Source organism: Pseudomonas sp. TE12234 (genome assembly GCF_054061835.1).
This window is the reverse complement of sequence record NZ_JBSSEP010000022.1, coordinates 26,180-40,494: the sequence shown is the minus strand read 5'-3', so window position 1 is coordinate 40,494 and position 14,315 is coordinate 26,180. Positions and strand designations below refer to the sequence as shown.

Below are 14,315 nucleotides of genomic sequence, written 5' to 3'. Positions count from 1 at the left end.
CCCTCACTCGTCGTCGAGTGTTGCGACAACCTGACCCGGTTCCACCGGATCACCGTCTTCGACCAGGAATGCGCTGAGGCGACCGGCCGTCCCGGCGGTCAGTTCGGAAAACTGCTTCATGACCTCGATCAGGCCAATCACCGTGTCGGCGCTGACCTGCGCGCCGACCTCGACGTAGTTCGCCGATTCAGGCGTGGCTTTGCGATAGAAGGTCCCTGGCAATGGGGTGATGACAGTGTGTTCGGCCATGTCTGTTCCTCTTGGAATAGTTGTAGAAAGGCAGGCAAAAAAATGAATCGTTATTCAATCCCGGGCGTCTGTGTGCCCGGTGACTCGTGCTGATTCAGCGCGGAGCGCGAACCGTGATGCCGGCGTTATCGAGCGCGCTGCGGGTGGCTTCGACCAACGCCAGGGCACCGGGGGTGTCGCTGTGCAGGCAGATCGAATCGAATTCGATCGCCAGGTCTTCACCCTCGACCGTGCGCACCACGCCTTCCTGGCAGGCCCGCAGCACCCGCGCGGCCACCTGGGTCGGGTCGTAGGCACGTACGTTGCGGGTAAAGACGATGGAGCCGCTGAGGTCGTACTCACGGTCGGCGTAGAACTCGCGAATCACCGGCTGGCCGAGCTCTTTGGCGACGCGCCAGATCACCGAATCGGGCATGCAATACAGCAGCAAATCGGGCTCCAGGCGCTGGAGGTTTTCCACCAGCAAACGCGCGGCTTGCTCGTCCCGGGCCAGGTGCATGTACAGCGCGCCGTGGGGCTTGATGTGTTGCAAGGCCACGCCCTGGACCCGGGCGAGTTCACGCAGGGCACCCAACTGGTAAAGCATGTCGTCGACCAGTTCCTGGGCCGGGGCATTGATGTGCCGGCGGCCAAACCCGACCAGATCGCGAAAGCCCGGGTGCGCACCCACAGCCACACCCAGGGCCTTGGCCCGTTCGACCGTGCGGCGCATGGTGCCGGGGTCGCCGGCATGGAAACCGGTGGCGACGTTGGCCGAGCTGATGAACGCCATCAGTTCGTTGTCGACGCCATCGCCGATGGTCCACGGGCCGAAGCCTTCGCCCATGTCCGAGTTGAAATCTACTGCTTGCATGACGCTTGCTCCTGACGCTTGTGACTTCATGCAGGCCAAGTTAAATTCCCGCCACCCCCTTGGGAAGATCTATTATCAGAGGGGGCATGTTCTGAAAAACAGATATCTCTGAAAATCAGATACCCCCGTCACCCGGAGTGCCCATGTCACTGACCCTGCGCCAGGTCCGCTACTTCGTCGCCACCGCCGAGATCGGGCAGATCTCCCAGGCGGCGATTCATTTGAATATTTCCCAGTCGGCGGTGACCACCGCGATCAAGGAACTGGAGGGAATGCTCGGCACGCTGTTGTTCCAGCGCTCGGCCCAGGGCATGAGCCTGACCGATGCCGGGCGACACTTTCTCAATCGCGCCTACGTGATTTTGCGCAGCGTCGATGACGCATTGAACAGCCCGCTGCCGGACGTCCGCGCCAGCGGCCTGTTGCGGTTGGCGGCGAGCTACACGGTGATCGGCTACTTCCTGCCGCATCACCTGCAACGGCTTGAGCACTGGCATCCGGACGTGGCCATCGAAGTTCACGAACAAGAGCGCACGGCCATCGAACAAGGCTTGCTGGAGGGCCGCTTCGACATGGCGGTGGTGCTCACGGCGAACCTGACTCACCCGGACATCGTTTCGGAGATTCTCTTCAACTCCGAACGCCGACTCTGGCTGCCCAGCCACCATCCACTGTGTGAACGCTCGGCCGTCAGCCTTGCCGACGTGGCGAAGGAACCCTACATCCTGTTGACCGTCGACGAGGCCGAACAAAGCGCCATGCGTTACTGGGAACATGCGCACCAGCAGCCGAACGTGCGGGTGCGGACCAGCTCGGTGGAAGCGGTACGCAGCATGGTCGCCAATGGCAGCGGCGTGGCGATCCTCTCGGACCTGGTGCACCGCCCCTGGTCGCTGGAAGGCAAACGCATCGAAACCCTGACCGTCACCGACAAGGTCACGCCCATGAGCGTGGGCCTGGCCTGGCACCGTGAACGGGAATTCAGCCCGGCGATGCAGGCCTTTCGTAACTACTTCCACGACGCTTTTCTGGCGCCACAACAGCTCTCCGCACGCCGCTAAAAAGCCGCCGGCATCGAGAAGTTAGCGTCTAGACTTGATCGAAGGCAGTTTGCAGCCAGGCTCCGCACCTATAACAAAAAGCCACCCGTCTTCCAGGGAGCGCCGACTTTGAAAATGTCATCCATCTGCGCCATGGGTTGCCTGTTGGTGGCGTTCGGGGCCTCTGCCACCGGGGTGATGCCGATCCTCGACCTGGACTTTACCCGGTCAGCGAACGAGACCCTGAAAAAACTGGGCATCAATGACGCCTGCATTATCAGAGCGCAGAACCCTGTCGCTTTCACCTATTGCCGTGAAGGATCGTCAACGCTGTGGAAGTATCAGGACCTGGACCTGGCGCAACTGGCGGCAGTCAAAAATGACGGAAAACTGCCTTTGACGGCCTATCAGCGCATCAGCGTCGTGGAATTCAATAGCGCGATCTGCCAACAGGAGACCGCTGTACCCGTTGCCCAATCCACTGTGGCGCGTTCGCTGGTCTTCGGCCTGCTGGCCCTCTCCGTGCTGCTGGGCTTGCGCTACACCTGGCAGGTGATCCTGCCCCATCGCCGCGATCTCAACGCCTTGTCGATGCCCGGTTTGCCGCCGATGAGCCAGACCCCGCCCCGGGTCAACTCATCGAAAAAGGCCGCGGCCGCGTTTGGCATCGCCGTTGCGGTGGCCTTCGTCTGCTTCGGCTGCCTGGGGTTCTGAAGATTCGGCAGGAAGCGCCGCCTGCAACGATTCACCAGGGGGTTTCTCTAAAAGTGAACAACACCCTTTCAATTATTCATTTTTGAAAACCGGCATTGCGCACTACCGTGGTGCCCGCAGGTCGATGACCCTGGATCCTGCCTGCAACCACCCCCATCGAATATTCTTTTGTCCCCTGAGGTAAGCCCCATGTCCGAACAAACCCTGACGGTGCACGCCCCCTACAACGGTGCCGTGATCGGCCAGGTGGCGGTGTCCACCGAGGCGGATGTCGAGCAGGCGCTGAGCGTCGCCCACGGCATTTTTCGCGACCGGACCCAGTGGCTGTCCAAGCCGCAACGCATTGAAATCCTGCAGCGCGCGGCGGAGCTGATCGCCGCGCGCAAGGTCGAGATCGCGACCCAGGCGGCCAGCGAAGGCGGCAAGCCGCTGAAGGACTCGATCACCGAAGTCGAGCGCGGCATCGATGGCATCCTGAACTGCATCGAGGTGCTGCGTACCGAGGGCGGGCACGTGATCCCGATGGGACTCAACGCCACTTCGCAGAACCGCGTGGCCTTTACCCAATACGAGCCGATCGGTGTGGTCGCGGCCGTCTCGGCGTTCAACCATCCCTTCAATCTGATCGTGCATCAGGTGGTGCCGGCCATTGCCGTCAGCGCCCCGGTGATCGTCAAGCCGGCAGCCAATACCCCACTCAGTTGCCGCACGCTCCTGCACATCCTGGCCGAAGCCGGCCTGCCGACAGGCTGGGCGCAGATGGTGCTGCCTACCGATAATGCCGTCACCGGCAAGCTGGTCGCGGACCCGCGCGTGGGCTTCTTCAGCTTCATCGGTTCGGCGCCAGTCGGCTGGATGCTGCGCTCGACCCTGGCACCGGGCACTCGCTGCGCGCTGGAACATGGCGGCGTGGCGCCGGTGATCGTTGCTGCGGATGCCGACCTTGACGACGCCCTGCCGCGCATCGCCCGTGGCGGTTTCTGGCATGCCGGCCAGGCCTGCGTCAGCGTGCAACGGATTTTCTGCGAGCGCAGCATTGCTGAACAAGTCGCCCTGCGCCTGGGCCAATTGGGCGATGCCATGGTGGTCGGGGATCCGACCGATATCCGTACCGATGTCGGCCCGCTGATTTCCGCCCGTGAAGTGCATCGCGTCGACCAATGGGTCAATGAAGCCGTCGCCGGCGGTGCCCGTTTGATCTCGGGTGGCCGCGTGTTGGACCACAACGGCTATGCCCCCACCGTGCTGCTCAACCCGCCCATCGATTCGAATGTGATGCAAAAGGAAGTGTTCGGCCCGGTGGTGGCGGTTTACGCCTATGACGATCTGGCCGAAGCGATCCAACTGGCCAACGCCCTGCCCTACGCTTTCCAGGCCGCGGTGTTCACCCGCGATCTGGACACCGCGATGCAGTGCTACCAGGAGCTGGATGCCACGGCGGTGATGGTCAACGAGAACACGCTGTTCCGCGTCGACTGGATGCCGTTCGCCGGCGCGCGCCTGTCCGGGCATGGTGTGGGCGGCATTCCACACACCATGAAAGAGATGCAGATCGAAAAGATGATGGTCTGGCGCTCCCGGGCGGTTCGCGGCTGATTGAGCCTAGCCAGCCCAGGATTGAGCCTGGCTCGCCCACTCCCGGACGGCCTGGGCAAACAGCCGTAGCGCCATCGGTGGATGACGGTTGGCCGGGTAATACAGGCAGAGCCCGGCGTAATTCGGGCTCCATTGTGGCAGCAGGTGGATCAGCCGGCCGTTCTGCAAGTGATCGGCAACCTGCGCTTCGGGCACCCAGGCCACCCCGATCCCGGCCAGGGCGGCTTCGATCATCAGGTTCACATTGTCCATGGTGATCTGCCCTTCCACATCAAGGCTGGCGCTTTGCTCGTCGAGCTTGAAATCCCAGCGGAACAGCCCACCGCTGGTAAAGCGAAACCGAATGCAGCGGTGCGTTTTCAAGTCCTGGGGTGCCTGCGGCGCCGGGTGGTGCTCAAGGTACCCGGGCGAGGCTACTGCCGCGAAACGCAGATCCGGCCCGAAGCGGATGGCAATCATGTCTCGCGGTACGTCATCGAACAGCCGGATGCCGGCGTCGAAACCATCACCCACGATGTCCTGCAGCTTGCTGTCGGCCACGAACTCGATGTGGATGTGCGGATAACGGGCCACGAAATCCGGAACGACATGGCGAATCAGCGGCCGGATCGACGACTCCGAGGCGCTGATGCGGATCGAGCCTGAAGGCGAGATCCGGGTGGACGTGACTTCATTGACCACGTTCGCCAAATCGTTCATGAGCGGCCGCACCCCCTTGAGCAACTGCTCCCCCGCCTCCGTCAACGCCACCGAGCGCGTGGTGCGATTGAACAGGCGCATTTCCAGGCGCGCCTCCAGATTACGCATCGAGTGACTGAGCGCGGAAGACGACACCCCCAGCACCCGAGCCGCCGCACTGAAACTGCGGTGTTCAGCGATCGCAATGAACGCGGTGAGCCCCGGTAAATCTGCACGCAACATTGATGAATTTTCCTCACTAACCCATGTACGCGAGCCTATATTGTTGAGGTCTCCACAGCAATATAAGGTAACGGGACACCTTGAGCGGAGACGAAAACATGCACACCCGAATGTTGGGCAAAAGCGGCCTTGAAGTTTCAGCCATCGGCATGGGCTGCATGGGCATCAGTTACGGCTATGGCCCGGCGATGGACAAAGCCGAGGCCATCAAGTTGATACGTGGTGCTTTCGAGCGCGGCGTGACGTTCTTCGACACCGCCGAAGCCTACGGCCCTTTCACCAACGAATCGTTACTGGGTGAAGCCCTGGCGCCGTTTCGTGAGCAAATCGTGATTGCCACCAAGTTCGGCTTCAAGAACGGCGAGGTGGCCCAAGGCCTGGACAGCCGCCCGGAACACATCCGTGCCGTGGCCGAGGCTTCGCTCAAGCGCTTGAAGACCGATTGCATCGATCTGTTCTACCAGCATCGCGTCGATCCGGATGTGCCCATCGAAGACGTTGCCGGCACCGTGAAACAGCTGATCGTCGAAGGCAAAGTCAAACACTTCGGTTTGTCCGAAGCCGGCGCGCAGACGATTCGTCGGGCCCACGCCGTGCAACCTGTCGCGGCCCTGCAAAGCGAGTATTCGCTGTGGTGGCGGGAGCCGGAAAAGGAAATCCTGCCGCTGCTTGAGGAACTGGGCATCGGTTTTGTGCCGTTCAGCCCCCTGGGCAAGGGGTTCCTCACGGGCGCCATCGATGCCGCAACAACATTCGCGGCCGATGACTTTCGCAATGTCGTGCCGCGCTTCAACGAAGAAAGCCGTCGGGCCAATGCCCAACTGGTCGAGGCCCTCGGCCACATCGCCGACAGCAAGGGCGCGACCCGGGCACAGATCGCCATCGCCTGGCTGCTGGCGCGCCAACCGTGGATCGTGCCGATTCCGGGGACGACCAAACTGCACCGTCTCGAGGAAAACCTCGGTGCGGCGCTCATCGAGCTGAGCCTGCAGGACCTGGCCACCATCGAAGCCGCCCTGCAGCAGATTCAAATCGTCGGCGACCGTTACCCGGCCCACCTGCAGCAACGGGTCGGTCGTTGATACCACGCATCACCCGGGCCGCCGTCCTCGCCGGATCAGCGGCCCCTTTCCAGAGACTTCCAGTTCAAATGCCACGACCCGACTCCACCCTGCACCAACGCCCGGTGTCTGATCGCCAATCGCTGTGGACCCTGGCAATCCTCAGCGCCTTGATGGCGTTCGCATCGATTTCCACTGACCTGTACCTGCCAGCGTTACCGGCCATGGCGGATGCCTTGCACGCAGACTCCGGGCAGGTCGAGCTGACCATTTCCGGCTATCTGATCGGCTTCAGCCTGGGCCAGTTGCTGTGGGGGCCGATCGGTGACCGCTATGGCCGCCGCTTGCCCATCGCCCTCGGCCTGGTGCTGTTCATCATCGGCTCCGCAGGTTGCGCAATGTCGGGCACCGCCGATGCGATGATTGTCTGGCGCGCGGTACAGGCCGTAGGCGCCTGCTCCAGTGTGGTGTTGGCGAGGGCCATGGTCCGTGACCTGTACGCCGGTCATCGTGCGGCACAAATGCTCTCGACCCTGATGACCGTCATGGCCATCGCGCCGCTGCTCGGCCCAAGCGTGGGCGGCCTGATTTTGCAGGTCGCCTCCTGGCGGGCGATTTTCTGGACGCTGGTACTGCTCGGCCTGGGCACGCTGGCATTGTTGCGCATCCTGCCGGAAACACTCCCGACCCACCGACGCAATCCGGAGCCCGTTCATCGGGCATTGCATCGTTACGGCCTGCTGCTGCGCAATCGGCGCGTACTGGGTTACATCGGTACCGGCGGCTTTTTCTATGGCGGGATGTACGCCTACATTGCCGGGACACCGTTCGCCTATATCAGCTATCACCATGTCTCGCCGCAGCAATACGGCGTGCTGTTTGCCGTCGGAATCGTCGGCATCATGCTGACCAATCAACTTAACTCTCGTTGGGTCGCGCGGCAGGGCAGCGATCGACTGATGGGGCTGGGCACCGGCGCGGCAGCCCTGGCCGCATTGTGGCTGGCGGTGGATGCCTGGGCCGATTGGGGCGGCCTTGCCGGTCTGGTGATTCCGCTGTTCCTGTTCGTTTCGGCAACAGGCTTCATCGTCGCCAACTCCATCGTCGGCGCACTGGGTGAAGTCCCCGAATTTGCCGGTGCGATGTCGGCGCTTGTCGGCTCGCTGCAATACGGCACGGGCATTCTCGGTTCCGGATTGGTGGCCGCGTTCGCCGATGGCACACCTCGCCCCATGGCCGGTGTCATTGCGGTGTTCGGGATCGCCAGCGCGCTCTGTGCGCGATGGTTGGTACCGGTACAAAACAGCAACCTGGCGCTTGGCCAGGCGGGTGAAGACCTCATTCCAAGGGAAAACGCATGAACGAGAACATTCAGGGCAAAGTCATCGTCATTACCGGTGCCAGCAGTGGACTGGGCGAAGCGTCTGCCCGCCTGCTGTGCGCCCAGGGTGCCAAAGTGGTGCTGGGAGCCCGCAGGCTGGACCGTATTCAGGCGCTCGCCGATGAGTTGAACGCCAACGGCCCCCAAGCGCTCGCGGTGCAGACTGACGTCACCCAATGCCATCAGGTCAAGGCGCTGGTTGATGCGGCCATTCAGGCCCATGGGCGTATCGACGTGATGATCAACAACGCCGGGCTGATGCCCCACTCTCCCCTGGAACGCCTCAAGGTCGAGGACTGGGACCGGATGATCGACGTCAACATCAAGGGTGTGCTGTACGGAATCGCCGCGGCGCTGCCGCACATGCAACGGCAAAAGTCCGGTCAGTTCATCAACGTGTCGTCGGTGGCCGGGCACAAGGTTCGGCCTGGCAGCGCAGTGTATGCAGCGACCAAGCATGCGGTGCTGGCTTTGTCGGAGGGTCTGCGCCAGGAGGTCAAGCCCTACAACATCCGGACGACGGTCATTTCTCCCGGCGCTGTCGCCACCGAGCTGCCAAACAGCATCACCGAAGCCGACATCGCCGACAGCGTGCGCAAGATGTACGAAATCGCCCTGCCGGCAGACGCGTTCGCCCGCGCCGTGGCCTTCGCCATCAGCCAGCCGGAAGACATGGACATCAATGAAATCCTGTTCCGGCCGACGCGTCAGGAAGTCTGATCCGACGTTCAGCCCTGTCTAGTCCTGAAACAGGTTTACACCTGTTTCACCCTAACGCCCGATGCACCGCATCGGGCGTTTTGTATTTCAAGGACAGGTGCGGGCGCTCCTGGTTGTAGATCAAGATCGCCTCCCGCACCATCCGCTCCGCCTGTGCCAGGTCTATAGGTCAGTGAAGTCTCGGCAATTGGGTCAATTCGGCGTCGGCGCCAACAAACAGGCGAGTGAAATCGGGCAATTGGCGCCGCATAAGCGGGCGCCCCGTCTATCAATCCAACCAGAAAAATCGGTATTTTCCCTGATGTACGCGTCTCAAGGTTTATCCGGGATAGCTTTGAAAGCTTCGTCCGTTTCAACCTTGTAGTCAGCGGAGTCGCAGAACGACAGGAAGACTTGGCTTCGAATGTGTTTAGCAATGAATTCCGGGTTATAGGGTTGACGGTTATTACTGCTGTCGTAGACTGCCGCGCATCCGTCAGGAGACACCGATATGCAACGCTTTCGTGGTTTGGCTTTAGGTTTGATCGGGCTGGCAAGCGTGGCACAGGCGCAAACGCCCGCGCCAGATGATCCGCTGCTGGAAAACCCGGCTTCGGCAAGTCAGGCGGTAACCAGCAGCGAGGCCCGTGGCGTGTTGCGTGCCCGTGATCAAGCAGTGCTCGCCAGTGAGCTGCCCGGCAGAATTGTCGAGTTGCCATTCAGTGAAGGCGAGTCCTTCAAGAAGGGGGACACCCTGGCGCGTTTCGACTGCTCGGCTTTTCAGGCTCAGCTCAATGCGTCACAGGCTGCCAGCCGGGGTGCGAGTGAAGAGTTGGCCCACAACAAACAACTCGCTGCGCTGAACTCGGTCGGACGTTTTGAAGTGGCGCGAGCCGAAGCCAAACTCAGCGAAACCCAGGCGCAATCTCAGGTTTATCAGGTTCAGGTCAAACGCTGCAGCGTGGTCGCGCCGTTTGACGGGCAGGTCGTCGAACGCAAGGTTCAGCGTTATGAAAGCGTCGCCGCCGGAGCGCCACTGCTGGACATCGTCGACAACCGCAGCCTGGAAATCCACCTGTTGGTGCCCTCGCGCTGGATGAGCAAACTCAAGGCCGGGAATACCTTCAGCTTCGTTCCCGATGAAACCGGCCAGCCACTCGATGCCACGATCAAACGCCTCGGTGCGCGGATCGATGAGGGCAGCCAGACCCTGCTGCTGGTCGCAACGCTGCCCAACGCCAATGGTTTGCTGGCCGGGATGAGCGGTACGGCGCGCTTCGCGGAGCTCAAGTGAACGCTCCCCTTGCTGGCGGTGCCGAGCAGGTCTTCGCGCGCTTTCTGGAACTGGAGCGCCAGACTCGCGCCGCGCGCACGACCGAACAATTGGCCTTCAGCCTGACTAACGACGGTCAGGCCTTGTTCGGTTTTCGTCATGCAGCTTTGTTGATCGCCGGTAAGGTGCGCGCGGTCACGGGCGTCAGTGTCGTGGAACCGAATGCGCCGTTTGTGGCGTTCGTCGAGCAAGCGGTGGCGCAGTTGTTCAAGCTCGACCTGTTGAAACAGGCGCGGGTCATTCCGGCCACGTCTTTGAGCGGCTCGACTCAAACCGACTGGCAAAGTCTGTCGGCAGCGCAGGTGTTTTGGTTACCGCTGATTGATCGACAGGGCCAGGTATTTGGCGGTTTGTGGTTGGCTCGCGATGTACCCTGGAATCCCTCCGAGCAAGTGCTGTTGTCGCAACTGGGTGACACGTTCAGCCATGCTTGGCTGGCGCTGCAACCACGTCAACCGTGGCGCCTGCGTTGGACTCGCAAACGCCAGGTCGCTCTAGTGACGCTGTTGGTGCTGGGTTTGTTGATTCCGGTACGCCAATCGGTGCTGGCTCCGGCCGAAGTCGTGCCACTCGGCGGTCGGGTGGTAGCGGCGCCGTTGGACGGGGTGATCGCCGAGTTCCTGGTCAAACCCAACCAGAACGTGAAGACCGGCGACCTGTTGCTGCGTTTCGAAGGCACCACGCTCAAAGCCCAGGCCGATGTCGCCGACCGTGCCTTGGGGGTGGCGGAAGCCGAGCTCAAGGCGAACGCCCAGCGAGCCTTTGCCGACGCCGAATCGAGCTCGAAAATCGATTTGTTGGCTGCACGGGTCGAGCAGAAACGAGCCGAACGCGATTACGCCCGTGAACTGCTCAAACGCAGTGAAGTACGTGCCGAGCGCGACGGTATTGCGGTGTTCGCCGACGCTGAACGCTGGACCGGAAAACCGGTGCAGACCGGCGAGCGTCTGATGGAAATCGCCGATCCGCGCCAAGCGGAGTTGCGCATCGAGCTGGGGGTTGGCGATGCCATTGCACTGGAGCCCGACGCGCAGGTGGTGCTGTTTCTGGACAGCGACCCACTGCAACGCCATCAGGCCAAACTCGAACGTTCGGCTTACGAAGCGCAACCGATGGCCGGCGGACAGCTGGCTTATCGACTCGACGCCAGTTTCGACGCAGCTCCGCCGCGTATCGGTTTGCGCGGTACGGCGAAAATCTACGGTGATCGCGCGCCGCTGGCGTTGTACCTGTTGCGCAAGCCTCTGGCTGGTTTGCGTCAAAGCGTGGGCCTCTAAATGACATTGCCCAGCCTGCGTGCCGATTTACAGTTGCAGATAGCCGCTCCGGCGCTGGACGGGTCGCCGCGCTGGACCTTGGCCGACCCGTTGCGCGGGCGTTACTTCAAGCTCGGTTCTGCGGCCATGCGCTTGCTGCGACATTGGTCATTGGGCGATCCCGAGCAAGTGCTGCGCGCCGCCAATCGCGAACCGGGCTTGCCGCTGGACGTCACGGAGCTTGAGCAGTTGCTGAGCTTTTTGCGGGCCCACGACCTGATCTCCTCCCTCGACCCGCAACAGCGCGCCAGTTATGGCCTCAAGGCGGCCGCGCAGCGTCAGACTGTGTGGCAGATCTTGCTGCATCAATACCTTTTCTTCCGGATTCCACTGTGGCGCCCGGACGCTTTCCTCAATCGTGCCTGGCCATGGCTCGCGCGTTTTGGTCCTGGAGCGCTGCGCTATGGTTTGCCGCTGACTCTGGGGCTGGGGGGGTTTCTGGTCTCGAGGGACTGGCAGCGTTTTATCGCGACGTTCCCACACTTGTTCAGTCTTGGCGGTGCGTTGGCGTTCGGGCTGGCGTTGTTCTTCGCCAAGCTCTGTCACGAATTCGGTCATGCCTTCATGGCCAAGCGCGCCGGCTGCCGGGTGCAAAGCATGGGCGTGGCCTTCATGGTGCTGCTGCCGATGTTTTACACCGACGTCAGCGATGCCTGGCGGGTCAATGATCGGCGCACGCGTCTACTGATCGGTGCGGGCGGGGTGCTCGCCGAGTTGCTGCTGGCATGTATCGCCTTGCTCGCCTGGTCACTGTTGCCGGACGGGCCGGCGCGTACGGCGGCGTTCATGCTTGCCAGCGCGACCTGGCTCACTACGCTGGCGGTCAACCTGAACCCGTTCATGCGTTTTGATGGTTACTTTTTGCTCAGCGACTTCTGGGAGGTGGACAACCTTCAGGGCCGGGCATTTGCCTTGTGTCGTTGGCGTTTGCGTGAGGTGCTGTTCGGTTACGGCGCACCTGCACCGGAGCCTTGGTCGCCGGCGATGCAGAGACGGTTACTGTGGTGGGGATACGGCTCGTGGCTGTGGCGCGCGGTGCTGTTTTTCGGGATTGCTCTGGCTGTGTATCACCTGTTCTTCAAGTTGTTGGGGATCATCCTGATGATGGTTGAGATGGTGTGGTTCATCTTCTTGCCGATTGCGCGCGAGTGGCGGGAATGGTGGAGCCGTCGCGAACAGGCCCATGCACCGCAGGCATTGCTCAGCGGTCTGGGCTTGTTGGCGGTGATTGTCGTGCTGGTGCTGCCGTGGCGCAGCGCGGTAGAACTGCCGAGCATGCTGGAAGCGGGTCGGGTCAATGCCTTGCATGCGCCGGTGGCGGCTCGGGTCAAACAGCTGAATGTCAGCGACGGACAGATCGTTGCCCAGGGCGATGTGTTAATTGAGCTGGATTCACCGGACCTGGACTCGCGTCAGGCCATCGTGCGCCGGGAAATCGAGATCCAGCAATTGCAGATGCGCCGTCAGGCCGGGCGCAGCGAAACCGCTGCCGATGCGAGCATCGTAGAACAGCGGTTGGCAGAGGCGGTGGCCGAGTATCGCGGTTTAGCGGCACAGCGCGAGCGCCTGTTGCTGCGGGCACCCCAGGCCGGTCAGGTGCGCGATCTGTTGCCGCAGCTGGCCGTCGGCCGTTGGTTATCACCCAAAGATACCCTGGCTCGGGTCGTCGAAGAAGGAGCACGACTGCGCGGTTATCTGGCCGAGAACGAGCTGTGGCGGGTTGCACCCGGTGCCACGGGTCGGTTTATCGCCGAAGACCCGATGCGCCCGGCGGTGGCGGTCGAGCTGACGGAAGTCGACACCAATGGCGCAGCATTTGTCGATCAGGAAGCGCTGACTTCCGATCACCACGGACCGATCGCCGTGCGCCGCGATCAGAGCCAGCGCGCAGAGCCTGTGCAGGCGCAATACGCGGTACGGCTCAAGGTACTCGATAGCATTGCCACTCCGGTGCAGCCGTTGCGTGGCGTGGTGATGGTGCAAGGACGCAGCGAGTCATTACTCGGTACGGCATGGCGGCGGCTGGCGGCCTTGGCTGTGCGGGAAAGCGGCTTCTGAGTCATTCAATGAAAGCTTCTCATTGAGAACAACAGTTAAGTGTTGTCTGAAGACCAGATGCAGGTTGACGTTGTGTCTTTTCCGTTACAAAGGGCCCCGCCATAAAAATGCTGGGCCATCCTGCATTTACTGGAACTTTAAGCCTGAAACGTGCTGTGCCGATATCAAAATACCACTATGCGGAAGTCCTTGCATGGACTAAGCTTTGCCCCAAAAAAGGATGATCATGACGGTGAAGGGATTGCAACGTTTCCACTTTATCTCCGGCTTGCCGCGCTCAGGCTCCACCCTGCTTTCCGCAATCCTGTTGCAGAACCCGCGTTTCCATGCCGGTATGACCAGCCCCGTCGGATCGCTGTTCTCCAGCATCCTGGAGCAATGCAGTGCCGGCAGCGAATTTGGCGCGGTGATCGACACCCCGCTGCGCCGTCGTCTATTGCGCGGTCTGTTCGACTCCTTCTATGCCGATCAGGCAGATACACCCGTTATCTTCGATACCAATCGCCAATGGTGCTCGCGTCAGCCTGCGTTACGGGAACTGTTTCCGAAGGCCAAAACCATTGCCTGTGTGCGCAATGTCGCCTGGGTGATGGACAGCCTCGAACGACTGTACCGCGCCAATCCGTTCGAGAACACCAAGCTGTTCAATGACGAAATCGAGCGCAATACCGTTTACAGCCGTTGCGAAACCCTGGCCCAGCGCAATCGTCTGGTGGGCTTTGCCTGGACTGCGCTGAAAGAGGCCTATTACGGCGAAAACGCCGACTCGCTGCTGATCGTCGATTACGACCTGCTGAGCCAGGCCCCTGACCGGGTCATGCGGTTGATCTACGATTTCATCGGCGAACCCTGGTTCGAGCACGATTTCAACAACCTCGCCTATGACGCGCCGGAATTCGACCAGGCGCTCGGGGTATCGGGGCTGCACAAGGTCAAACGCTCGGTGGCACTGGAGCCTCGGCGCACGATCCTGCCACCGGACCTGTTCGACAAATATGCAGAGCTGTCCTTTTGGCACGATGGCTCAGCCAGCGCTGCCAATGTCATTCGTATGAAAGCCGACGCCGCGATCAGTTGATCACGGCGTTTTTTTA

13 protein-coding genes and 1 pseudogene are annotated in these 14,315 nt (G+C 61.6%); 10 read left to right on the top strand and 4 right to left on the bottom strand.

Annotated features, from left to right (window positions below):
* Positions 1 to 3 precede the first annotated feature (3 nt).
* Entirely contained in the window at positions 4 to 249 is a 246-nt protein-coding gene (locus tag ACVWYU_RS26435) for an acetyl-CoA carboxylase (protein WP_090320258.1), read from the bottom strand.
* 94 nt (positions 250 to 343) lie between these two features.
* Positions 344 to 1,102, bottom strand: a complete 759-nt coding sequence (locus tag ACVWYU_RS26430; protein ID WP_090320255.1) for a 5-oxoprolinase subunit PxpA — start codon at positions 1,100 to 1,102, stop codon at positions 344 to 346.
* Positions 1,103 to 1,245: 143 nt separating this feature from the next.
* Between ACVWYU_RS26430 and ACVWYU_RS26425 the strand changes: the two genes are divergently transcribed.
* From ACVWYU_RS26425 to ACVWYU_RS26415, 3 genes are all read left to right on the top strand, one after another.
* Positions 1,246 to 2,163, top strand: coding sequence for a LysR family transcriptional regulator (locus ACVWYU_RS26425; RefSeq protein WP_090320252.1), 918 nt, complete (start codon positions 1,246 to 1,248; stop codon positions 2,161 to 2,163).
* Positions 2,164 to 2,277: 114 nt separating this feature from the next.
* The gene (locus tag ACVWYU_RS26420; protein ID WP_457374112.1) at positions 2,278 to 2,856 is read left to right on the top strand and encodes a hypothetical protein; all 579 of its coding nucleotides are present in this window, start codon (positions 2,278 to 2,280) and stop codon (positions 2,854 to 2,856) included.
* Between the two features lie 189 nt (positions 2,857 to 3,045).
* Positions 3,046 to 4,452 (top strand): aldehyde dehydrogenase family protein, encoded by a 1,407-nt coding sequence (locus ACVWYU_RS26415; RefSeq protein WP_090320246.1) that lies wholly within the window; start codon positions 3,046 to 3,048, stop codon positions 4,450 to 4,452.
* A gap of 6 nt (positions 4,453 to 4,458) precedes the next feature.
* Here the strand turns inward: ACVWYU_RS26415 and ACVWYU_RS26410 are convergent, their stop codons facing one another.
* Entirely contained in the window at positions 4,459 to 5,373 is a 915-nt protein-coding gene (locus tag ACVWYU_RS26410) for a LysR family transcriptional regulator (RefSeq protein ID WP_457374079.1), read from the bottom strand.
* A gap of 98 nt (positions 5,374 to 5,471) precedes the next feature.
* Between ACVWYU_RS26410 and ACVWYU_RS26405 the strand changes: the two genes are divergently transcribed.
* From ACVWYU_RS26405 to ACVWYU_RS26395, 3 genes are all read left to right on the top strand, one after another.
* Positions 5,472 to 6,455, top strand: a complete 984-nt coding sequence (locus ACVWYU_RS26405; protein ID WP_457374078.1) for an aldo/keto reductase — start codon at positions 5,472 to 5,474, stop codon at positions 6,453 to 6,455.
* Positions 6,456 to 6,523: 68 nt separating this feature from the next.
* Positions 6,524 to 7,795, top strand: coding sequence for a multidrug effflux MFS transporter (locus ACVWYU_RS26400; protein ID WP_457374077.1), 1,272 nt, complete (start codon positions 6,524 to 6,526; stop codon positions 7,793 to 7,795).
* Entirely contained in the window at positions 7,792 to 8,535 is a 744-nt protein-coding gene (locus ACVWYU_RS26395; protein ID WP_247256768.1) for an SDR family oxidoreductase, read from the top strand. The genes ACVWYU_RS26400 and ACVWYU_RS26395 overlap by 4 nt, the downstream gene beginning before the upstream one ends.
* 46 nt (positions 8,536 to 8,581) lie before the next feature.
* Here the strand turns inward: ACVWYU_RS26395 and ACVWYU_RS26390 are convergent.
* Positions 8,582 to 8,704 (bottom strand): annotated as a pseudogene (locus ACVWYU_RS26390) (integrase core domain-containing protein); the annotation flags it as partial.
* 321 nt (positions 8,705 to 9,025) lie between these two features.
* Between ACVWYU_RS26390 and ACVWYU_RS26385 the strand changes: the two are divergent.
* From ACVWYU_RS26385 to ACVWYU_RS26370, 4 genes are all read left to right on the top strand, one after another.
* The gene (locus tag ACVWYU_RS26385) at positions 9,026 to 9,808 is read left to right on the top strand and encodes an efflux RND transporter periplasmic adaptor subunit (RefSeq protein WP_247256767.1); all 783 of its coding nucleotides are present in this window, start codon (positions 9,026 to 9,028) and stop codon (positions 9,806 to 9,808) included.
* Complete coding sequence (locus ACVWYU_RS26380) at positions 9,805 to 11,124, top strand: efflux RND transporter periplasmic adaptor subunit (RefSeq protein WP_247256766.1); 1,320 nt, start codon at positions 9,805 to 9,807, stop codon at positions 11,122 to 11,124. Before ACVWYU_RS26385 ends, ACVWYU_RS26380 begins: the two co-directional genes overlap by 4 nt.
* Positions 11,125 to 13,221 (top strand): biotin/lipoyl-binding protein, encoded by a 2,097-nt coding sequence (locus tag ACVWYU_RS26375; RefSeq protein WP_457374076.1) that lies wholly within the window; start codon positions 11,125 to 11,127, stop codon positions 13,219 to 13,221.
* A 220-nt stretch (positions 13,222 to 13,441) separates the two neighbouring features.
* Complete coding sequence (locus ACVWYU_RS26370) at positions 13,442 to 14,299, top strand: sulfotransferase family protein (protein ID WP_390956463.1); 858 nt, start codon at positions 13,442 to 13,444, stop codon at positions 14,297 to 14,299.
* Positions 14,300 to 14,315: the final 16 nt, after the last annotated feature.